This is a genomic window from Streptomyces sp. NPDC057002 (assembly GCF_042673825.1).
GTDB lineage: Bacteria > Actinomycetota > Actinomycetes > Streptomycetales > Streptomycetaceae > Streptomyces.
Genome location: NZ_JBHURZ010000005.1, coordinates 655,802 through 677,192 on the forward strand (window position 1 = coordinate 655,802; position 21,391 = coordinate 677,192).

Genomic DNA, 21,391 nt, shown 5'->3' on the forward strand with positions numbered 1-21,391 from the left:
GGAACGGCCGGGCGGCGCCCAGCGCATGGGCCCGCCCGGCCATGTCACTCACGTGGGGAGACAACTCATGTACGACTACGACCTCCTGGTCGTGGGGTCGGCCAACGCCGACCTGGTGATCGGTGTCGAGCGCCGGCCCGGTGCCGGCGAGACCGTACTCGGCTCCGATCTGGCCGTCCACCCGGGCGGCAAGGGCGCGAACCAGGCGGTCGCGGCCGCCCGGCTCGGGGCCCGTACGGCTCTGCTGGCCCGGGTCGGCGACGACGCGCACGGCCGACTGCTGCTGGACTCGCAGCGGGAGGCCGGTGTCGACACGGTGGGTGTCCTGGTGGGCGGCGCGCCGACCGGGGTCGCACTGATCACCGTCGACCCGTCCGGGGACAACAGCATCGTCGTCTCGCCGGGCGCCAACGGCCGGCTGGCCCCGGAGGACGTGAGCGCCGCCGCGTGCCTCTTCCAGAGCTCCCGGGTGGTGTCGGCGCAGCTGGAGATCCCGCTGGAGACGGTGGTGGCGGTCGTACGGAACCTGGCTCCGGAGAGCCGTTTCGTACTGAACCCGTCGCCGCCGCGCCCCCTCCCGTCAGAGGTGCTGGCGGCCTGCGATCCGCTGATCGTCAACGAGCACGAGGCGAAGGTGATCCTGGGTTCGGCCGCCGTGGGGGACAGCCCGGAGGACTGGGCCCGGATACTGCTCGCGAAGGGGCCCCGGTCGGTGGTGGTGACGCTGGGCGGGGAGGGTGCGCTGGTGGCGTCGTCGGAGGGTGTCTCCCGGGTCCCGTCCGTGAAGGTGAGCGCCGTGGACACGACCGGCGCGGGAGACGCGTTCACCGCGGCGCTGGCCTTCCGGCTGGGGGCGGGCGAGTCCCTCGCGGAGGCGGCGTCGTACGCGGCCCGGGTCGGGGCGGCGACCGTGACGAAGGAGGGCGCGCAGGCGTCCTTCCCGACGGCGGCGGAGGTCGCTGAGCTGTGAAGAAGGCCGGAATACTGAACCGTCACCTCGCCGGTGCGCTGGCCGGACTGGGCCACGGGGACGGGGTGCTGGTGTGCGATGCGGGCATGCCCATTCCCGACGGGCCCCGGGTGGTGGACCTGGCCTTCCGGGCCGGGGTGCCGGCGTTCGCGGAGGTGCTGGAAGGGCTGCTGGCCGAGCTGGTGGTCGAGGGTGCGACGGCGGCGACGGAGGTGCGGGAAGCGAACGCTGAGGCTTCGCGGCTCCTGGAGAGCCACTTCCCGTCGCTGGACCTCGTCTCGCACGAGCGGCTGAAGGAGCTGTCGGCGGGTGCGCGGCTGATCGTCCGCACGGGCGAGGCACGGCCGTACGCGAATGTGCTGCTGAGGTGCGGCGTCTTCTTCTGAGGCGCCTTGAAAGGTTTCGAGGGGGCCCGGTCCGTCGACCGGGCCCCCTCGGCTTTTCCCCTCCCGTCAGGAACCCCGCGATCCCCCCAGATCTCCCCCCAGAAGTCCTGACACCATGTACGACTGCCAAGGGCCGCAAAGGGTTGCACGCTCGGGTAAGAATTTCTTGCCGGATTCTTGCGAAGATCACCGAGCCGGTCGGGTCAGCACCTGGGTGAGACTCCCGTCGTCCTCTGCGATGTCCCTGACGTGCGCGAATCCGATCCTGCCGAGGAGGTGCAGCGAGGCTGTGTTCCGTGCGTCGACGGTGGCGTGCACCTCGCTGAGCCCGAGCGTCCGGAACCCGTACCCCACGAGCGCCTCGGCCAGTTCCGTGCCGAGCCCGCCGCCCCAGGCCTCGGGAGCCAGCGCGTAGACGATCTCGTGGCCGTCCACGGCGTCGGTCCGCTTGATCTCGGCGTGCCCGATCAGCCGCCGGTCGCGCCGGACCGCCCACACGTCGAACAGGTCCTGGGCGTAGACCTTGCTGAAGATCCGCCCGAACAGGGCCCGGTCGTCCGCCTCGGGCGAAGGACCCTCCCCCATCCACCGCGACACCCTCGGGTCCTGGAACAGAGCGACGAAGCTCTCTTCGTCCTCCGGGGTGTAGGGGTCCAGGAGTAGGCGGGGGGTGCGCAGTGTCGGGGGCATGAGCGGGGACGCTAGCTACGCGGGGGCCGGGCGGCAATCGGGTTTCCGGGGAAGCGTCGGTATCCGCGGGAGCGCGCGTAGGTGTGGTTTCCGCGGGAGCTCCCCGTCACGCCGAGTCGTTCAGCAGCCTGCCCAGATGCTCTCGTCCGGCCCCCAGCAGGTCCGGCAGCGGCTGGGCGGTCTCGTACCAGCGCTTCTCGTACTCCCAGCACAGCCAGCCGTCCCAGTTGTGGCGGGAGAGCACCTCCACGCACTCGGCCAGGGGGAGGACGCCCGCGCCGAGGGGCAGCGGTGTTTTGTCCTCGGCGGAGGCGATGTCCTTGACCTGGACGTAGCCGAGGTGGGGGGAGAGCGCCGCGTAGGTCTCCGAGGGCTGTTCGCCGCCCAGCCAGGTGTGCATGACGTCCCAGAGCGCGCCGACCTGACGGTGGCCGACGAGGCCGAGGACACGCATGGCGTCGGCGGCGGTGCGGTGCGAGTCGTGGGTTTCCAGGAGGATGCGCACGCCCAGGTCGTTCGCGTACTCGGCGGCCGTGCCCAGGCGCCGGGCGGCCGTCGCGTCGGCCTCCTCGGGGGTCTGGACGTCCAGGTCGCCGCCGGGGAAGACGCGGATGTACGGGGCGCCGAGGTCGCGGGCCAGGTCGAGGAGGGCGCGGATCTCGGCCAGGACGGGTTCGTCGTCGCCCGGCGCGGCGACGCGCGCGTATCCCGCCAGGCCCAGGATCTCTACGCCCGACCCCTTGAACTCGGCCGCCACCTCGGCCCGCTGAGACGGGTCGAGGTCGGTGTGGACCGGTTCCTCAGCGTGGGTGCGCAGCTCCACGCCGTGGTAGCCGTGCGCGGTCGCGAGCCGCAGGACGTCGGGCAGGGGCATGCCGGGGACACCGAGGGTGGAGAACGCCAGCTTCATACGGACGGACCCTACCCGGCACCCCCGCCCGCGACTCCCCTTCATCACTCGGGCGTTGCGGAAAGATCCAGCCGCCAGTCCTGGCCGTTCAGGTCCTGGCCGAAGGAGTGGTGCGGCTTCTCCGCGACCAGCTCGAAGCCGTGGCGCTGGTAGATGCGGCGGGCGGCGCCGAGGATGTCGTTGGTCCACAGGACCACCTCGCGGTAGCCGGCCTCGCGGGCGAAGTCGACGAGGGCGCCCACCAGCCGGTCGCCGATGCGCAGGCCGCGCGCGTCCGGCTCGACGAGCAGCAGCCGGAGCCGGGCGGCGCCGGGTGCCTCGTCCCGGACGCACATCACGCACCCCACCCGCCGGCCGTCCAGCTCGGCGATCCAGGTGCGGTCCAGACGCGGGTCGTGGTCCTTGCCGTAGTCGGCGACGATACGGGCGACGAGGCCCTCGTACTCGAGGTTGAAGCCGTACTCGGCGGCGTACAGCGCGGCGTTGCGCTCCACGATCCAGCCGAGGTCGCCGGGGGTGGGCTCCCGCAGGACGACGTCCTCGGGACGCGGGGCACGGCCCTCGCCGAGGAGACTCCGAACGGTCCGCAGGGCCTCCGCCAGCCGGGGCCGGTCCTCGGCCCGCACCGTGTCCAGCATCGCCCCGACCGTCTCCCGGGCCCGCTCGTCGAGCAGTGCGGCGGCCTCCCGGCCGGGCGCGGTGAGCGTGATGCGGCGGCGGCGCGGATCCGTCTCGGACGGGCCGCGCTCGACCAGTCCGTCCTGCTCGAACTTGTTCAGGATGCGGGTCAGGTATCCGGCGTCCAGATGCAGCTGGGTCCGCAGGTCGGCGGCGTCCGTGCGCGGCGCGTGGGCGAGCTCGTAGAGCACACGGGACTCGGTGAGGGTGTAGGGGGCGTACATGTGCCGGCCGTAGTCGAGCGCGCCGATGACGTTCGTGTAGAAGCGGTTGAAGGAGCGGATGTCCTGGACGGTCATGGGCCCGGCCCCCGTATTGATAGTTGACTCAGTCAGAGATCCGATGAGCCGAGCTTAGACCGTCCAGGACTTCCGGGGCTATTCCGTCGCCACGATGCGCTCCACAGCGGCCGTCACCAGTTGTTCGCGCTCCGCCTCCGTGAAGACGTCCGGCAGGGTGAGCTGCTCAACGATCAGCCAGTTCAGCGTCAGCATGAGCAACTTGACCGCCGTGGCGTCGCCGGGGAGGCCGGAGGCCTCGTGATAGGCGACGTTGGCGTCGACGTCGGCCCGGACTCGTTCAGTGAGGACCTTGCGCAGTTCGGGGCGACGGGTGGCCTCGAGGCGGAGTTCCAGCAGCGCGAGGTAACCGGTGCGGAAGGAGGCGACGCGGCCGACGAGTTCGCGCATCAGCTCCGCATAGGCTCCCCGGTCGCGACCGGCCGCCTGCTGGCGGGCGATCGTGGCCTCGTCAGGCTGGAGGCGCTCGTAGACCCGGGCGCCGGCCTGAGTGAACAGGTCGTCGCGGCTGGCGAAGTAGTTGGACGCCGTACCGGCGGGAACGGCCGCCTCGGCATCCACAGCCCGGAAGGTCAGGCCGCGTGCGCCCTCCCGGGCCAGCACCTCGATCGCCGCGTCAACGAGGGCCGCACGCCGCTGGTCGTTCCGTCTCACCATTGACACCACTCCATGTGTAGTACTACTTTCAAAGCACTTCAAGTAGAGTACTACGTGTGGGGGATCGCTTTGCGAAAGCTCGTGTACTACATCGGCGTCTCGCTCGACGGCCGCATCGCCGGCCCCGGCGGCGAGTTCGACTTCTTCCCGCAGGGCGACGAGCAGCAGGCCGCCGCCTACTCGACCTGGATGAACGCGCTGTACCCGGAGACCCTCCCGACGGCCTACCGCGCGGCCGCTGGTGTCGCCGACGCGCCCAACCGGCGTTTCGACACCGTCGTCATGGGCCTCGGTACCTACCGCCCCGCCCTCGACAACGGGATCACCAGCCCGTACGCGCACCTGCGCCAGTACGTGGTGTCCAGCACCCTCAAGCCGGACACCGACCCGGCCGTCACCGTCGTGCCCAGCGACCCGCTCGCCCTCGTCCGCGAGCTCAAGAGCGAGGCGGGCGCCGGCCTGGACATCTGGCTCTGCGGGGGCGGCCGGCTCGCGGGCACCCTGCTGCCCGAGCTGGACGAGCTGCTGATCAAGACCTATCCGGTCGTTGCCGGTACCGGAATCCCGGTGTTCGACGGTGCCTTCGACCCCACGGTCTTCGACGTCGCCGAGCGCACCGCCTTCCCCAACGGGGCCACCTTCACCCGCCTCACCCGCCGCTAGGCGGTTTCGATCCAGCGGGCGGACCAGAGGAGAATGCCCGCGATCACCTTGTCAGCGCCGGCGCCCAGCGTCTGCGGCGTGATCCGAACGCCAGGCCCTAGCCCTCCGCCGGGGCCGCCGGACGGTACACGCACACCTGGGCGCCGGTCTTGGCGGTGGTCGTGGAGACCAGCTCCATGGGGTGCTTCGCCCCGTCCCCGGGGAAGATCGTCTTACCGCCGCCGAGGATCACCGGCATGACGATGAGCTGGAGCTCGTCGACCAGGCCTTCGGACAGCAGCGTCCGCACGAGCGTCGGGCTGCCCATCATCGCGAGGTCGCCGCCCTCGGCCTCGTGCAGCGCCCGGATCCTGGCCACCGCCCGGTCGCCGGGGATGAGGGAGGTGTTGTTCCAGGTGAGGTCGGCCTCGGCGAGCGTGCTGGAGACGACGTACTTCTTGAGGGAGTTCATCCGGTCGGCGAACGGGTCCCCGGCCCGCTCGGGCCAGGCCCCCGCCATCGTCTGCCACGTCCGCCGCCCGAACAGCAGCGCCTCGGCTCTGCCCAGCCCCGCGTCGAAGGCGCCGCCCAGCACCTCCTCGTCGAAGTACGGGTGGGACCAGCCGCCGTGCGCGAAGCCCCCGTCGGTGTCCTCCTGCGGCCCGCCGGGCGCCTGTACGACGCCGTCCAGGCTGATGAACTCGGTGATCACGATGCGCATGGGACTCACTCCGCTTTCTCGCTCGGGCGATGACGGCACTGCAGACCTGCGTACGACGCGAAACTCATCGCCGCCGGGCATCCGGGTGCGTCACGCTCGCGGCGAACGCCGCCAAGGGACTCGCGCGGCGGGACTAGCGTCCGGGTCATGGTGACCTCGAAGACGACGGCCGTGTACGACGAACACGCCGATTGGTACAACGAGTTCATGTCCCCGGCGGGCGGCGGGGACTACATCCGCCGCGTCCATGCCACCCTCGGTGACCTGCTGGGCAGCGGCGACGGAAGCACCTGCCTCGACGTGTGCTGCGGCACGGGCGCCCACGCGCCGACCGTGGCCGCCCTGGGCTGGAGCCCTGTCGGGTTCGACCTCTCCCGCAACCAGCTGCGCCACGCCTCCCACCGCCTGCCCGTGGCCGTCGCCGACGCGACCGCTCTGCCTCTGGCCGACAGCTCGGTGCCCGCCGCGGTATGCGTCCTGGCCAGCACGGATGTGCCCGACTACGCCGCCGTGCTCCGTGAGATCGCCCGCGTACTGGCCCCGGGCGGCCGTTTCGTCCATCTGGGAGTGCACCCGTGCTTCGTCGGCGCCTTCGCCGACCGCGGGGACGCGTCCAGGACCGTGATCGACGCCGGGTACGCCGAACGGTCCCGCACCTTCGCCTCCTGGAACACCACCGGCGTCCGCGCCCGCCTCGGTGCCTGGCACGCCCCGCTGTCGGACCTGCTCAACGGGGCGACGGCAGCGGGCCTGCGCATCGAGCGGACGGTGGAGGCGGGACCGGAGGGGGTGCCGGATCTGTTCGGCTTCGCGGCGACTGCCGGCCCGTCCGGCGTGTACGCGAACGACGCCGATCAGCCACACCCCAGCCCGTCCGGCGATTGAGGACGAGGCCGTTCAGGCCGAAGCGGGGGCCTGGGGGCGGCAGCCCCCAGCAGGACCGGGCGGCAACGCCCAGTACTAGGAAACCCGCGGCACCCCGGAGGACCCCCGCACCATCAACTCCCCCCGCACCGACGCGATCCCCCCGGGCGGCGCCTCCTCCCGCCCCATCGCGATCCGCCCGGCCCGCGCCCCGGCCTCGCCCAGCGGCAACCGCACCGTCGTCAGCGAAGGCACCGCGTCGATGCTGAAGGGGAGGTCGTCGAACCCGGCCACCGACACGTCCTCGGGGATCCGCAGCCCGGAGTCGCGCAGCGCCGCGCACGCCCCGAGTGCGACGGAGTCGTTCGCGGCGACGACCGCTGTCAGCGACGGGTCACGCCGCAGCAGCTCCAGCGTCGCCTCGTAGCCGGACCTGCGGTCGTAGCGCCCGTGCACCGTCCACCGGGGGTCCTCCTCGATGCCGTGCGCGGCCAGCGCGGCCCGGTGGCCCTCCAGCCGGTGCCGGGTCGTGGTCCGCTCCTCCGGGCCCGCGATATAGCCGAGCCGCCGGTGCCCGAGCCCGATCAGGTGCTCGGTCAGTTCCTGCCCGCCCCCGCGGTTGTCGAAGGTCAGCGCGATCGCCCCGGTCTCCGGCGCCGGCGGCCGCCCGCACAGCACGACCCGCGTCCCGGCCTCCATGAGCTTGCGCACCTTCGCGTCCATCGCCGCCCTGTGCGCCGCGTCCTCGATCGCCCCGCCGGTCAGCACCACGGCCGCCGCACGCTGCCGCTGCAACAGCGTGAGATACGTCAGCTCCCGCTCCGGGGAGCCGCCCGTATTGCAGACCACCGCGAGCCTCTCGCCGCCCGCACGGCCGCCCGGGCCGCCGATCTCGGCCTGGATCGCGCTCGCCATGATCCCGAAGAAGGGGTCGGCGATGTCGTTCACCAGGATCCCGACCAGGTCGGAGGTGGCGGCGGCCAGGGAGCTGGCGGGCCCGTTGAGCACATAGTCCAGCTCGTCCACGGCCTTCAGCACCCGCTCGCGGGTGGAGGCGGCAACGGGGTAGTTCCCGTTCAGCACGCGCGACACCGTCGCGGGCGAGACCTGCGCGCGGGCCGCCACGTCCGCCAGGGTCACCGTCATCTCGTCGTCCTCCGGTCGCGCATCTCGTCGTCGCCCTCGTACACACCCGGAGCCATGACAACGGTTCCGAGCAGGTGGGCAGCCCTGGCCTCACCAAATCCGTGGCCAAGGTTTCCGAGCAGACTTTAAGCCCCCGACCCCCGGTTGTTCGCCCCCTCGAACAACTCGTCCTGGTCACGGTCTTGTCCGGACCACGGTTCAGAGGCTAGCTTCTTCGTATGTAGAAAGCGCTTGCTGCAACGCTCACCAGTGGGCGTACGCGGCGCGACGACCGCGTACGAAGGGAACGACGTGACACGCAAGACGGTGCGTATCGCCATGAACGGCGTGACCGGGCGCATGGGCTATCGCCAGCACCTGGTCCGCTCCATCCTGGCCCTGCGCGAGCAGGGCGGCCTCGACCTCGGCGACGGCACCGTGCTGTGGCCCGAGCCGATCCTGGTCGGCCGCCGTGAGCACGCGCTCAGGGCGCTGGCCGAGCGGCACGGGCTGGAGCATGTCTCGACCGACCTGGACGCGGTCCTCGCCGACGAGACGGTGGACATCTACTTCGACTCGCAGGTCACCTCCGCCCGCGAGGAGGCCCTGAAGAAGGCCATCGCGGCAGGCAAGCACATCTACACGGAGAAGCCGACCGCCACCGGCCTCGCCGGCGCCCTGGACCTCGCCCGGCTGGCGGACGAGGCCGGCATCAAGCACGGCGTCGTCCAGGACAAGCTCTTCCTCCCCGGCCTGCTGAAGCTGAAGCGCCTCATCGACGGCGGCTTCTTCGGCCGGATCCTCTCCGTGCGCGGCGAGTTCGGCTACTGGGTCTTCGAGGGCGACTGGCAGGACGCCCAGCGCCCGTCCTGGAACTACCGTGCCGAGGACGGCGGCGGCATCGTCGTCGACATGTTCCCGCACTGGGAGTACGTGCTCCACGAGCTGTTCGGCCGGGTGAAGTCGGTCCAGGCCCTCACCGCCACCCACATCCCGCAGCGCTGGGACGAGAACGGCAAGCCGTACGACGCCACCGCCGACGACGCCGCCTACGGCGTCTTCGAGCTGGAGGGCGGCGCGATCGCCCAGATCAACTCCTCCTGGGCCGTCCGCGTCAACCGCGACGAGCTGGTGGAGTTCCAGGTGGACGGCACGGAGGGCTCGGCGGTGGCGGGCTTGCGCAACTGCCGCGTCCAGCACCGCTCGGCCACCCCCAAGCCGGTCTGGAACCCGGACATCCCCGCCACGGAGGTCTTCCGCGACCAGTGGCAGGAGGTCCCGGACAACGCCGAGTTCGACAACGGCTTCAAGGCCCAGTGGGAGCTGTTCCTCAAGCACGTCTACGCCGACGCCCCCTACCACTGGGACCTGCTGGCCGGTGCCCGCGGTGTCCAGCTCGCCGAGCTGGGTCTCGCGTCCTCGGCCGAGGGCCGTCGTATCGACGTACCGGAGATCTCACTGTGACCATCCAGCTCCCGGACGCGAGCGGGTCCTTGAGGGCCTACGAGCCCCGCCAGGAGCCGCTCGCCCTCACCACCGGTTCCCCGCTCACCTCCCGCACGGTCTTCTCGGCGGCGCATGTCGTCGCCGACCCGTTCGCGGACGTGTCCCCCGACTCGCCCGCGGCCGTCGACTGGGACGCCACCCTCGCCTTCCGCCGCCATCTGTGGTCGCACGGGCTGGGTGTCGCCGAGGCCATGGACACCGCGCAGCGCGGTATGGGACTGGACTGGGCAGGCGCGGCGGAACTGATCCGCCGGTCGGCCGCCGAGGCCAAGTCGGTGGGCGGTCGTATCGCCTGCGGCGTGGGCACCGACCAGCTCACCGGCCCGGCCTCCCTCGCCGAGGTCCGCGCGGCCTACGAGGAGCAGCTCGCGGTCGTGGAGGAGTCCGGCGCCCAGGCCATCCTGATGGCGTCCCGGGCGCTCGCGGCGGCCGCCTCCGGCCCCGAGGACTACCTGGAGGTCTACGGCCGGCTGCTCCGCCAGTCCGCCGAGCCGGTCGTGCTGCACTGGCTCGGCCCGATGTTCGACCCGGCGCTGGAGGGCTACTGGGGGTCGTCCGACCTGGACGCGGCGACGGACACCTTCCTCGAGGTGATCTCGGCCCACCCGGACAAGGTCGACGGCATCAAGGTCTCCCTGCTGGACGCCCGGCGCGAGGTGGACCTGCGCCGCCGGCTCCCCGACGGGGTCCGCTGCTACACCGGCGACGACTTCAACTACCCCGAGCTGATCGCGGGCGACGAGCAGGGCTTCAGCCACGCCCTGCTCGGCATCTTCGACCCGCTGGGCCCGCTGGCCGCCGAGGCGGTCCGGGTGCTGGACACCGGGGACGTCGCGGGGTTCCGCGCGCTCCTCGACCCGACGGTCGAGCTCTCCCGCCACCTCTTCCAGACGCCGACCCGCTTCTACAAGACGGGCGTGGTGTTCCTGGCCTGGCTGGCGGGCCACCAGTCCCACTTCACGATGGTCGGCGGCCTGCAGTCGGCCCGCTCGCTCCCGCACTTCGCGAGGGCGTACGAACTCGCCGACGGTCTCGGTCTGTTCCCCGACCCGAAGCTGGCGCAGGAGCGGATGAAGAACCTGCTGTCCCTGTACGGGGTGAACCAGTGACGGAGCTCGCGCGTTTCTCCATCAACCAGATGACGGTGAAGCAGCTGTCGCTGCCGGAACTGGTCGGCACCTGCCGTGAGCTGGGCGTCGTCAACGTCGGCCTGTGGCGCGAGCCGGTCCAGTCGTACGGCCTGGAGGCCACGGCCAAGCTGGTCCGTGACGCGGGCCTGACGGTGACGACGTTGTGCCGGGGCGGCTTCTTCACGGCGATCGACCCACACGAGCGGGCCGAGGCCCTGGCCGACAACCGCCGCGCGATCGACGAGGCGGCGACGCTCGGCACGGACACGCTGGTCCTGGTCTCGGGCGGGCTCCCGGCGGGCTCGAAGGATCTGCACGGGGCGCGGGAGCGGATCGCGGACGCGCTGGCGGAGCTGGGGCCGTACGCCGAGGAGCACGGCGTCCGGCTGGCCATCGAGCCGCTCCACCCGATGTACGCCTCCGACCGCTGTGTGGTGGCGACGCTGGCCCAGGCCCTGGACCTGGCCGAACGGTTCCCGGCCCGGCAGGTCGGCGTCACCGTCGACACGTACCACATCTGGTGGGACGACACGGCTCCGGCGCAGATCGCCCGCGCGGGCGCGTCCGGGCGCATCCACACCTTCCAGCTCGCCGACTGGACGACTCCCCTCCCGGAGGGCGTGCTGACCGGCCGGGGGCAGATCGGCGACGGCGCCATCGACATGCGGGAGTGGCAGGGGTACGTGGAGGCGGCCGGGTACACCGGCGCCATCGAAGTGGAGCTGTTCAACGACGGCTTGTGGGCCCGGGACGGCCGCGAGGTGCTGGCCGAGACGGCGGCGAGGTTCGTCGAGCACACCCGGTGATCCGCTGCTGAACCAGGCTCGCTGCCCCGCCCCGCGGAACCGGGCGGGGCAGCTGCCGTACCGGCGTGTGGCCGAAAACGTCGGCTCACACGCCCCGTTGGACCACCGGTTCATCCCGAGTACCGACTTCCGGAAATACGGCCCGCGCCGGGAACCCGGCCCGGACTACCGTCGTCCAATCGCAGGCCGCCGGAGAGTCACCACGGTGCGGTGTCGGCCCTCGCTGCTGGCTGCGATCGCTGACCTCCCTCTCCGCCGTACCGCGGCCGGCGGCCCCGCCGCCATCGGCGCGTCCCCCTCCAACCGCGCCGGTGGCGGCCCCTGTACGGTTACCGCGCGTTCCCTTGACTGGCAGAAACTTCCCGGTTATTGGTGACCTCTTGGAAGTTTCCTTCAGCGGATCCAAGAGGATCACCTCCGGAAGGAGCGCACGTGCACGACACCGGCACGGGAAGCACGGGAAGCACCGCACAGCCCTCCAGACGCACCGTTCTCGCCGCCACGGCCGGCGTCACCGCCGCCCTCGCGGCCGCCGGGCCCTCGTACGCCGCCGGCTCGCCGGACGACACACGACTGCGCGCCCTCGTCTCGGGGATGACGCTGGAGGAGAAGGTCGGCCAGCTCTTCGTGATGCGGGTCTACGGCCACTCCGCCACCGCCCCCGACCAGGCCGACATCGACGCCAACCTCAAGGAGATCGGGGTCCGTACGGCCGCCGAGCTGGTCGCGAAGTACCGGGTCGGCGGCATCATCTACTTCGCCTGGGCGCACAACACCCGCGAGCCGCACCAGATCGCCGACCTCTCCGACGGCATCCAGCGGGCCTCCCTGGGACTGCCCCGCGGGCTGCCCGTGCTCATCTCCACCGACCAGGAGCACGGGATCGTGGCCCGGGTCGGGAAGCCCGCGACACTGTTCCCCGGGGCCATGGCCGTAGGGGCGGGCGGATCACGGTCCGACGCCCGGACGCTCGGCCGGATCGCGGGCGCCGAGCTGCGGGCGATGGGGATCCGGCAGGACTACTCCCCCGTGGCCGACGTGAACGTCAACCCGGCCAACCCGGTCATCGGCGTACGGTCCTTCGGCGCCGACCCGCGGGCCGTGGCCGGGCTGGTGGCCGCCGAGGTCGCCGGGTACCAGGGCTCCGGGGTCGCCGCGACCGCCAAGCACTTCCCGGGGCACGGGGACACCAACGTCGACAGCCACACCGGCTTCCCGACCATCACGCACAGCCGGGAGCTGTGGGAGAAGCTGGACGCACCGCCGTTCCGGGCGGCGATCGCCGCGGGCATCGACTCGATCATGACGGCCCATCTGATGGTCCCGGCCCTCGACGACTCCGGCGACCCGGCGACCCTCTCCCGCCCCATCCTCACCGGCATCCTGCGCGAACGGCTCGACTACGACGGGGTCGTGGTCACCGACTCCCTCGGCATGCAGGGCGTACGCACCAAGTACGGCGACGCCCGGGTGCCGGTGCTCGCGCTGAAGGCGGGCGTGGACCAGCTGCTCAACCCGCCGGATCTGGACCTCGCCTGGAACGCCGTCCTGACGGCCGTGCGGGCGGGCGAGCTGACGGAGGCCCGGCTCGACGAATCGATCCTGCGGGTGCTGCGGCTGAAGTCCAAGCTGGGGCTGTTCCGGGCGCCGTACGTCGGTCAGGGCGGCGTCGACCGGACCGTCGGCATCCGCGCGCACCTGAAGGCGGCCGACCGCATCGCCGAGCGGACGACCACCCTGCTCGTCAACGAGGGCCGGCTGCTGCCGCTGTCCCGGCGCCGCCACCCCAGGGTGCTCGTGGTGGGGGCCGATCCCGCCTCGCCGTCGGGGACGACCGGGCCGCCCACGGGTGTGCTCGCGGGCGCGCTGTCGGAACTGGGCTTCACCGCCACCGCCCTGTCGACCGGCACCGCCCCCTCCGCGGCGACCATCGCCAAGGCGGTCGCGGCGGCGCGGGACGCGGACGCGGTGGTGGCCGCGACGTACAACGTCACGGCGGGCAGCAGCCAGAAGACCCTGGTCGAGCAGCTCGTGGCGACGGGGAAACCGGTCGTGGCGGTCGCCATCCGCAATCCCTACGACGTGGCCCAGCTGGCGTCCGTCCCGGCCTGCCTGGCCGCCTACTCCTGGACGGACGTCGAACTGCGGGCCGCCGCACGGGTGATCGCGGGCCGGGTGAAGCCACGCGGGAAGCTGCCGGTCGCCGTGCAGCGGGCGGATGATCCGGAACAGGTGCTGTACCCGATCGGCCACGGTCTGTCGTACTAGCCGTACGCCACGGACCGGGCGCACCACCCCCAACGTGCGCAAACCGCCCCATGTGCCTGGCGTGCGCCCGCGATCGCGGGTCACGCTGGGGCAGGGCCCCAGGGCTCTGAGCGATCAGGGGGACGGCAATGCGCAAGAGGAGTTCGGCGGGGGTGTGCGGGCTGCTCATGCTGGTCGCGCTGCTGGTCGGGTGTCAGAGTCCGTCGGCGGGGGTGGCGGAGGACGGCCGGCTGGGCGAGCCGGCCACGGGGACGAGCGTCGCGGTCTCGCCGTCGGCGACCCGGCCTTCCGGGTACGGGGCGGTGTTCCTCGCGGTCGACGAGTGCAGTTCGTTCGGTACGACGAGCTTCACCGAGGTGCCGTGCGCCGGTGAGCGGGCGGCGGCGCGGGTCGTGGCGCGGCACGACGGCGCGGTGCGTGACGGGCCGCGCTGCCCGCGGACCACGGACTTCGTGCTGCACATCAGCGAGCAGCTGCCCGCGTCCGACGAGGACGGCGACGGGGCGGTGCCGCGGGGCTACGCCTGTATGCGCAACCTCCAGCCGCCGCACCCCGGCGACCCGGGCGGCGGGGGCGGGCCGCGCACCATCGTCGGCGACTGCGTCTACAGCTCCGGCGACGGGCAGGTCCGCGAGACCGCGTGCGACGGGACGGGCGAGCGGCAGCCGGAGTACCGGGTGACCCGGGCGGTCGCCGGACGCGCCGACTGCCCCGGCACGACCGCCCTGTACGTCCGGCTCGGCGGCGATCGGCCGGTGGGGTGCGCCCGGCCGCTGTGAGCGGCCGGGCGCGACAGCGACATGTGTTACGGGCGCAGCGTCATCTCACGCTGCGGGTCCCGCTTGTCGAGCTTGGCGTCGAACTTCGCCAGCGGCTTCGCCGCCTGCGGGTCGGCCTGCACCGCGCCGGAGGCGACACCGGCCCACTCGAGGATGCGGGCGGTGGCGAGGGCCTTCTGCTCGGGCACGAGGCCCGCGACGTTGGCCCCGTGGTTCATGCCCGGGGCGGTCATGACGTAGGAGTCCTTCGCGCCCTTGCCGACACGGAACGGCTCCGCGCCCCACGGGTCGTTCTGGCCGTAGACGAAGAGCATCTGACGGGCGTTGTGCCGGACCCAGGTGTCGACGTCCCGCATCGCCCCCGGCTGGAACCTCATGGGGATGTCACGCGGGACGAAGTTGCGCGGCGGCTGGTAGCCGTAGCGGACGTACTTCTTCTCGATGTGCGGGAAGTGGATCGTCGGCGCGCCGAGCTGCGTGCCAGCCTGGTAGTAGTACGGCGTGTAGGCCGACAGGCCCTGGTCGGCGTAGGCGGAGAAGCCGGCGATGGTGTCGATGGAGGTCCAGATGTCGTCGTCGGTGGCGTTCTTGGCGTCGGCCGGGATCTGGTCGCAGTCCTTCAGCAGGCTGTACTGCCAGAAGCCCCACACGTAGTCGAGGACGGTGGCCTCGTAGGCCTTGTCGAGGCTGCCGATGGTCTCGAAGGTGAGGCCGTTCTCCTTCGCGTAGGCCGCGTACTTCTTCTCCAGCGGCTCGCGGCGGACCAGCGCCTCGCGCTGCACGGCGTTCAGCCGGTCGCGGCACTCCTTGGTGCCGACGCCGGCGAAGAAGCGGTCGTAGGCCGAGTCCTCATTGTTCACCACGTCGTTGGGGGCGACGTAGGCGACGACGCCGTCCATGTCGCGCGGGTAGAAGCGCTCGTAGTAGGTGGCGGTCATGCCGCCCTTCGAGCCGCCCGTGGAGATCCACTTCTTGCTGTAGACGCTCTTCAGGGCCTTGAAGACGCGGTGCTGGTCGCTGGCGGCCTGCCAGATGTCCAGCTTGGTCCAGTCGGCCGGGTCGGGGCGGGACGGGGTGAAGAAGCGGTACTCCAGGGAGACCTGGTTGCCGTCCACGATCTGGGTGGGCTCGCTGCGGCGGGGCGTCGTGGAGACGTTGTAGCCGCTGGTGAAGAAGACCGTCGGGCGGGCGACGTCCTTGTGCAGCACGGTGATGCGCTGCTGGAAGGTGCCCTTGGACGGCTTCCGGTGGTCGACCGGCTGGGCGTAGTTCAGGACGAAGAAGCGGTAGCCGGTGTACGGCTTCTCCTCGACCAGGCTCATGCCCGGTATGGAGAGCAGCCTCTCCTTGATGTCAGTGGTGCTGCCGGTGCCGGTGGCCTCCGGCTCGGCGGCGGTGGCCGCTGTCGCCGTGCCCAGTGTGCCTATGAGCACCGTGAGCGCCAGCAGCCATCTGAGCGCCTTGCGCATGCGCACTCCCCTGTGAGACAGATGTGCGCCGGAAGCTAGCGGACCAACTCACCGGAGCACCAGGGGACATAGGGAAAACCCTGTGCGCGGGCGGGGATTCAGCACAGGATCCAGCCGGTGCTGACGGACTTGGGGCCGACCTTGCCCTTGAGCCAGACGCAGCGGCGCCCGGCGTGCACCGTGACCGGGCCGGCGAGGTAGGCGTACCGTCCCTCGTCGACGACCGGCCGGTTGCCGCGCGCCTGCACGCTCACCTTCATCGCGCGCTTCACACCGGGCTTCTTGGCCACGGTCACGGCGCAGACGTAGCCGCCGCGTTTGTAGACGTACACGGTTCCGGTGGAGAACGGCAGGGTGCGGACCTTGCGGCCGGGGCAGGACGCGGTGCCGGCGGCCTGCGCCTCGCCCGGTGCCGCCACGGCGAGCAAGCCGGAGGCGGTCAGCACGGCCAGGCCGAGCGCGAACCGCCGGCGTATCGCTCCACTGTCCACTGTTGTCCTCCCGTACCGCGTCGTGCGCGACCATCGGCGTACGGCTGTACGGACGCATGACGTATGTCGGACGGTTGCACGACCGTCACGGACACACCGCGCCGCCCCCGTCAGCGGGACGCCCCGACGGTCCCGTCAGCTGGACACTCCGACCGGCTCCTCCGGCTCGGCGGTGCCGATGAACGTGCGCCACAGGTCGGCGTAGCGGCCGTCGCGTGCGAGCAGCTCTTCGTGTGTGCCGTCCTCGGCGACCCCGCCGTCGTCCATGACGACGACCCGGTCGGCGCGGGCGGCGGTGGTGAGGCGGTGGGCGACGACGAGGGTGGTGCGGCGCCCTGCCAGGCGGTCGGTGGCCTGGTTGACCTGGGCCTCCGTGGCCAGGTCCAGCGCGGCCGTCGCCTCGTCGAGCAGCAGGACGTCCGGGTCGACCAGCTCGGCACGGGCCAGGGCGATCAGCTGGCGCTGTCCGGCGGACAGGTTGCGGCCGCGCTCGGCGACCTCGTGGAGGTAGCCGCCGTCCAGCGTGGCGATCATGTCGTGCGCGCCGACCGCCCGGGCCGCCGCCTCGACCTCGGCGTCGGTCGCGTCCGGGCGGCCGTAGGCGATGGCATCCCTGACGGTGCCCTGGAAGAGGTACGCCTCCTGCGGGACGACTCCCAGACGGTGCCGGTACGAGGTGAGGTCCAGGGACCGCAGATCGGTGCCGTCGACGGTGACCCGGCCGCCGGTCGGGTCGTAGAAGCGGGCCACGAGCTTGACGAGGGTGGACTTCCCGGCGCCGGTCTCTCCGACGAACGCGACGGTCTGCCCGGCGGGGATGCGCAGGTCGACTCCGCCCAAAGCCTCTTCGTCGTCGCCGTAGGCGAAGTGCACGTCCTCGAACGCGATCTCGCCGCGCAGGGACAGGACCTCCAGGGGTTCGTCGGCGGACTTCGTCGACGTCGGCTCCCGGAGCAGCTCCTGGATGCGGCCAAGCGAGACGGTCGCCTGCTGGTAGCCGTCGAAGACCTGGGACAGCTGCTGCACGGGCGCGAAGAACAGGTCGATGTAGAGCAGATACGCCACCAGCGAGCCGATCGCCAGCGTGCCGTCGTCGACCCGGGCGCCGCCCACGATCAGCACGGCCGCCGCCGCCACCGACGACAGGAACTGCACGAAGGGGAAGTACACCGAGATCAGCCACTGGCCCCGGATGCGCGCCTTGCGGTAGCTGTCGCTGCGCCCGGCGAACCGCAGCCCGCCGTCCCGCTCGCGCCGGAACGCCTGCACGATCCGCAGCCCGGACACCGACTCCTGCAGGTCGGCGTTGACCACCGACACCCGCTCACGGGCCAGTTCGTACGCCTTCACACTCGCCCGGCGGAAGAAGAACGTGGCGATGATCAGCGGCAGCAGCGTCGCGAAGACGACCAGCGCGAGCTGTACGTCGATCACCAGCAGGGCGACCATGATGCCGAAGAAGGTGACGACCGAGACGAAGGCCGTGACCAGGCCCGTCTGGAGGAACGTCGACAGCGCGTCGACGTCGGTCGTCATCCGGGTCATGATCCGGCCGGTCAGCTCCCGCTCGTAGTAGTCGAGCCCGAGGCGCTGGAGCTGGGCGAAGATCTTCAGGCGGAGCGAGTACAGGACCCGCTCCCCCGTCCGGCCGGTCATCCGGGTCTCGCCGATCTGCGCCGCCCACTGCACGACCACCGTGAGCAGCCCGAGCAGGGAGGCCGCCCAGACGGCGCCGAGGGCGGCCTGTGTGACGCCGGAGTCGATGCCGTGCCGGATCAGCACGGGCAGCAGCAGGCCCATGCCGGCGTCGGTGGCGACCAGGGCGAGGCTGACCAGCAGCGGCACCCTGAAGCCGCGCAGCAGCCGGCGCAGGCCGTAGGACTCCTCGGGCTGGACGGCACGCGACTCGTCGATGTCGGGGACGTCGGTGGCCGGGGGCAGCGCATCGACCTGGGCGAGCAGCTCGGGGGTGGCGGGGCTCTCGGCGAGGGCCAGGTCCTTGCGCTCCCGGTCGCCCGTCCACAGCCGTGGGGTGACGCCTCGCTCGGCGTCGAACTCCGCGTCCAGCTCGTCCCGGACGGAGGTGTCCTCCTCGGGACAGACGGGCTGGGTGTGGCCCGGGGAGACCGCGCCCAGCTCGTCGGGGTCGGTGAGCAGCCGCCGGTAGAGGGCGGAGCGCCGCTGGAGCTCCTCGTGGGTGCCGATGTCGGCGAGCCGGCCGCCGTCCAGGACGGCGATGCGGTCGGCGAGGTTCAGGGTGGAGCGGCGGTGCGCGATCAGCAGGGTCGTACGGCCCCGCATGACGCCCTTCAGGGCCTCGTGGATCTCGTGCTCGACCCGGGCGTCCACGGCGGAGGTGGCGTCGTCCAGGACCAGCAGGCGCGGGTCGGTGAGGATCGCGCGGGCGAGGGCGACGCGCTGGCGCTGGCCGCCGGAGAGCGTGAGGCCGTGCTCGCCGACGGTGGTGTCGTAGCCGTCGGGCAGGTCGCTGATGAAACGGTCCGCCTGGGCGGCCCGGGCGGCCTTCTCGATCTCCTCCTGGGTGGCGTCCGGGCGGCCGTAGGCGATGTTGTTGCGGACGGTGTCGGAGAAGAGGAACGAGTCCTCCGGGACCAGCCCGATCGCGGACCGCAGCGATTCCAGGGTCAGCTCGCGCACATCGTGGCCGCCGACGAGGACGGCACCTCGGGTGACGTCGTAGAAGCGCGGCAGGAGGAGGGAGACCGTGGATTTGCCGGAGCCGGAGGAGCCGACGACGGCGAGGGTCTCGCCGGGGCGGATCTCGAAGGACAGCCCGTCGAGGACCGGGCTGGTCTTGCCGTCGGCGGCTTCATAGCCGAAGGAGACGTCGTCGAACTCGACCGTCGCGGGCGCGTCGGCGGGGAGGTCCTTGGAGCCGTCCTGGAGCGAGGGCTCGGTATCGATCAGCTCCAGGACCCGCTCGGTACCGGCGCGGGCCTGCTGGCCGACGGTGAGGACCATGGCGAGCATGCGGACCGGGCCGACCAGCTGGGCGAGGTACGTCGAGAAGGCGACGAACGTGCCGAGCGTGATGTGCCCGCGCACCGCCAGCCAGCCACCGAGAGCCAGCATCGCGACCTGACCGAGGGCGGGGACGGCCTGGAGGGCCGGGGTGTAGACCGAGTTCAGGCGGACCGTGCGCAGCCGCCCGGCGAAGAGCCTGCGGCCGACCTCCCTCAGCTTCCCGGTCTCCTGCTCCTCCTGCCCGAAGCCCTTCACCACGCGCACGCCGCTGACGGCGCCGTCGACCACGCCCGCGACGGCGGCGGCCTGGGCCTGGGCGTACCAGGTGGAGGGGTGCAGCCGGGTGCGGCTGCGCTTGGCGATGTACGCGAGGGCGGGGGCGACGGCCAGGGCGACGAGGGTGAGCGGCCAGGACAGCCAGGCCATGATCACCAGGGAGATCAGGAAGAGCAGGACGTTCCCGATGGTCATCGGGAGCATGAAGAGCAGGCCCTGGATCAGCTGGAGGTCGCTGGTGGCCCGGCCGACGACCTGGCCGGTGGACAGCTCGTCCTGGCGGCGGCCGTCGAGCCGGGTGATCGTGTCGTACATCCCCGTGCGCAGGTCGTGCTGGACGTCCAGGGCGAGGCGGCCGCCGTAGTAGCGGCGGATGTAGGTGAGGACGTAGACGACCAGGGCGGCGACGACGAGGAGGCCGGCCCAGGTGGTCATGTCCCTGGTGTGGTCGCTGATGACGTCGTCGATGATCACCTTGGTGATCAGGGGGACGAGAGCCATGACGGCCATGCCCGCCAGGGAGGAGCCGAGGGCGAGTACGACGTCCTTCGGGTGGCGCCATGCGTAGGCCCACAGTCGTCGTGCCCATCCCCGTTTCGGTGTCACACCGGTGCCTTTCGGTCGTCCTGAGCTGCCGGAAGACACCAACGCGATCGGGGGCGGATTTCATCCCGCCGTGACACTAAGAGAACGGCGTTGTCCTTACCCGCAAGTAGTAGAAGCGGGTCGTCTGGGTCGGGTTCTGGTTGTCGTCGCTGGCCAGGAGGAGTTTCAGGGTGTTCTTCGTCCGGCCCGTGATCGTCATGGCCTCGATGTTGTCGAGGAGGGGGTTCGGCTGGGGCTGCTTGGCCGTGGCGCCCAGGGGCGGGCAGGTGGCGAGGTCGGTGAGCAGGGTCTTCTTCATGGCGTGGCGGGGGTCGGCCAGGTAGAGGCGGACCGTGTTGCCGACGCCGGAGGTGAAGCCGCGTTCCAGGACCAGGAGGCGGCCGTCGGGGGTCGCCTGGATCTCGGAGACGCCGAGGCCGGGGTCCGTGCGGTAGGCGAACTGGCGCCCGAGCCGGAAGTGGCCCCGGTGGCGGTCCCAGGTCTGGAAGCGGACGGTGTCGGCGCTGTCGCCGGAGAGGGGGTACTCCATGGACGCGACCAGGGTGCGACCGCCGGGCAGCAGGGTCAGGCCCTCGAAGGTGCCGTTGGGCTGCGCGCGGCCCGCGGGGGTCACGCGCAGGTCGTCCGGGACCGGGAGACGGTCGAGGATCGTGCCGGTGCGGGAGTAGCGGCGTACGGAGGGCTCGGTCTCCGAGGTGACCAGGCGGGTGCCGTCCCGGTCGACGACCAGGCCCTCGGAGTCGAGCGCGGCCCCGGTCTCGTCGGTGAGCGGGAGGACGGAGCGGGGCTTCAGTGTCCTCGCGTCCAGGCGGAACAGCGAGGAGCGGTCGGACAGGGCGGCCAGTGAACCGTCGCTGTCGACGGCGAGCGCGGAGAAATTGCCGACGAAGGTGTCCTCGTATGTCGTCTTGTCGAGCGCGTCGGAGAAGCGGTCGATGGAGACGGACGGCGAGCAGGCGTGTGAGGTGTGCGAGGTGTGCGAGGTGTGTGCCTGGGCGGGGCCGGCGGCGGTCAGGCAGGTGACCGCCGTCAGGCCTGCGGTGAGAAGGGCGAGGCGGGTTCTCAGGGGCATGGGCGTCACCGTAGGACGGGCCGGTGACGCCGGGTAGGCCGCGGGGTGAAGGCTGGGCTCG

19 protein-coding genes are annotated in these 21,391 nt (G+C 71.7%); 9 read left to right on the forward strand and 10 right to left on the reverse strand.

Annotated features, from left to right (window positions below; genetic code table 11):
* Nucleotides 1-67 precede the first annotated feature (67 nt).
* Both ACFT32_RS27125 and rbsD read left to right on the forward strand, forming a co-directional pair.
* Nucleotides 68-970, forward strand: a complete 903-nt coding sequence (locus ACFT32_RS27125) for a ribokinase (protein WP_382494168.1) — start codon at nt 68-70, stop codon at nt 968-970.
* Complete coding sequence (rbsD, locus tag ACFT32_RS27130) at nt 967-1,356, forward strand: D-ribose pyranase (RefSeq protein WP_382494171.1); 390 nt, start codon at nt 967-969, stop codon at nt 1,354-1,356. Before ACFT32_RS27125 ends, rbsD begins: the two co-directional genes overlap by 4 nt.
* A 186-nt stretch (nt 1,357-1,542) precedes the next feature.
* Here rbsD and ACFT32_RS27135 read toward each other — a convergent pair whose 3' ends face one another.
* The 4 genes from ACFT32_RS27135 to ACFT32_RS27150 form a co-directional block, all read right to left on the reverse strand.
* The gene (locus tag ACFT32_RS27135; protein ID WP_382494173.1) at nt 1,543-2,046 is read right to left on the reverse strand and encodes a GNAT family N-acetyltransferase; all 504 of its coding nucleotides are present in this window, start codon (nt 2,044-2,046) and stop codon (nt 1,543-1,545) included.
* A 106-nt stretch (nt 2,047-2,152) separates the two neighbouring features.
* Nucleotides 2,153-2,956, reverse strand: a complete 804-nt coding sequence (locus ACFT32_RS27140; protein WP_382494176.1) for a sugar phosphate isomerase/epimerase family protein — start codon at nt 2,954-2,956, stop codon at nt 2,153-2,155.
* Nucleotides 2,957-3,000: 44 nt separating this feature from the next.
* Nucleotides 3,001-3,933 (reverse strand): GNAT family N-acetyltransferase, encoded by a 933-nt coding sequence (locus ACFT32_RS27145; protein WP_382494179.1) that lies wholly within the window; start codon nt 3,931-3,933, stop codon nt 3,001-3,003.
* Between the two features lie 78 nt (nt 3,934-4,011).
* A complete protein-coding gene (locus ACFT32_RS27150) occupies nt 4,012-4,590 on the reverse strand; it encodes a TetR/AcrR family transcriptional regulator (RefSeq protein WP_382494181.1) in 579 nt (192 codons plus the stop codon).
* Between the two features lie 69 nt (nt 4,591-4,659).
* Between ACFT32_RS27150 and ACFT32_RS27155 the strand changes: the two genes are divergently transcribed.
* Nucleotides 4,660-5,253, forward strand: coding sequence for a dihydrofolate reductase family protein (locus tag ACFT32_RS27155; protein ID WP_382494184.1), 594 nt, complete (start codon nt 4,660-4,662; stop codon nt 5,251-5,253).
* A 97-nt stretch (nt 5,254-5,350) separates the two neighbouring features.
* On the opposite strand, the gene ACFT32_RS27160 is transcribed toward ACFT32_RS27155, so the two are convergent.
* Nucleotides 5,351-5,953: a dihydrofolate reductase family protein gene (locus tag ACFT32_RS27160; protein ID WP_382494186.1), complete on the reverse strand. Its 603-nt coding sequence runs from the start codon at nt 5,951-5,953 to the stop codon at nt 5,351-5,353.
* Between the two features lie 147 nt (nt 5,954-6,100).
* Between ACFT32_RS27160 and ACFT32_RS27165 the strand changes: the two genes are divergently transcribed.
* On the forward strand, nt 6,101-6,838 hold the full coding sequence (locus tag ACFT32_RS27165; RefSeq protein ID WP_382494189.1) for a class I SAM-dependent methyltransferase: 738 nt from the start codon (nt 6,101-6,103) through the stop codon (nt 6,836-6,838).
* 75 nt (nt 6,839-6,913) lie between these two features.
* On the opposite strand, the gene ACFT32_RS27170 is transcribed toward ACFT32_RS27165, so the two are convergent.
* On the reverse strand, nt 6,914-7,963 hold the full coding sequence (locus tag ACFT32_RS27170; protein WP_382494191.1) for a LacI family DNA-binding transcriptional regulator: 1,050 nt from the start codon (nt 7,961-7,963) through the stop codon (nt 6,914-6,916).
* 291 nt (nt 7,964-8,254) lie between these two features.
* On the opposite strand from ACFT32_RS27170, the gene ACFT32_RS27175 reads away from it, so the two are divergent.
* From ACFT32_RS27175 to ACFT32_RS27195, 5 genes are all read left to right on the forward strand, one after another.
* Nucleotides 8,255-9,406, forward strand: coding sequence for a Gfo/Idh/MocA family protein (locus ACFT32_RS27175; RefSeq protein WP_382494194.1), 1,152 nt, complete (start codon nt 8,255-8,257; stop codon nt 9,404-9,406).
* Nucleotides 9,403-10,557, forward strand: coding sequence for a dihydrodipicolinate synthase family protein (locus ACFT32_RS27180; protein ID WP_382494197.1), 1,155 nt, complete (start codon nt 9,403-9,405; stop codon nt 10,555-10,557). Before ACFT32_RS27175 ends, ACFT32_RS27180 begins: the two co-directional genes overlap by 4 nt.
* Nucleotides 10,554-11,384, forward strand: a complete 831-nt coding sequence (locus tag ACFT32_RS27185; RefSeq protein WP_382494199.1) for a sugar phosphate isomerase/epimerase family protein — start codon at nt 10,554-10,556, stop codon at nt 11,382-11,384. The genes ACFT32_RS27180 and ACFT32_RS27185 overlap by 4 nt, the downstream gene beginning before the upstream one ends.
* Before the next feature lie 432 nt (nt 11,385-11,816).
* Nucleotides 11,817-13,652 (forward strand): glycoside hydrolase family 3 protein, encoded by a 1,836-nt coding sequence (locus ACFT32_RS27190; RefSeq protein ID WP_382494202.1) that lies wholly within the window; start codon nt 11,817-11,819, stop codon nt 13,650-13,652.
* Between the two features lie 128 nt (nt 13,653-13,780).
* Nucleotides 13,781-14,431, forward strand: coding sequence for a hypothetical protein (locus ACFT32_RS27195; RefSeq protein WP_382494205.1), 651 nt, complete (start codon nt 13,781-13,783; stop codon nt 14,429-14,431).
* Nucleotides 14,432-14,457: 26 nt separating this feature from the next.
* On the opposite strand, the gene ACFT32_RS27200 is transcribed toward ACFT32_RS27195, so the two are convergent.
* The 4 genes from ACFT32_RS27200 to ACFT32_RS27215 form a co-directional block, all read right to left on the reverse strand.
* Entirely contained in the window at nt 14,458-15,900 is a 1,443-nt protein-coding gene (locus ACFT32_RS27200) for a S28 family serine protease (protein ID WP_382494207.1), read from the reverse strand.
* Nucleotides 15,901-15,998: 98 nt separating this feature from the next.
* Nucleotides 15,999-16,391: a hypothetical protein gene (locus tag ACFT32_RS27205; protein ID WP_382494210.1), complete on the reverse strand. Its 393-nt coding sequence runs from the start codon at nt 16,389-16,391 to the stop codon at nt 15,999-16,001.
* A 135-nt stretch (nt 16,392-16,526) separates the two neighbouring features.
* A complete protein-coding gene (locus ACFT32_RS27210; protein WP_382494213.1) occupies nt 16,527-20,258 on the reverse strand; it encodes an ABC transporter ATP-binding protein in 3,732 nt (1,243 codons plus the stop codon).
* 76 nt (nt 20,259-20,334) lie between these two features.
* Nucleotides 20,335-21,330 (reverse strand): esterase-like activity of phytase family protein, encoded by a 996-nt coding sequence (locus tag ACFT32_RS27215; RefSeq protein WP_382494215.1) that lies wholly within the window; start codon nt 21,328-21,330, stop codon nt 20,335-20,337.
* Between the last annotated feature and the right edge of the window lie 61 nt (nt 21,331-21,391).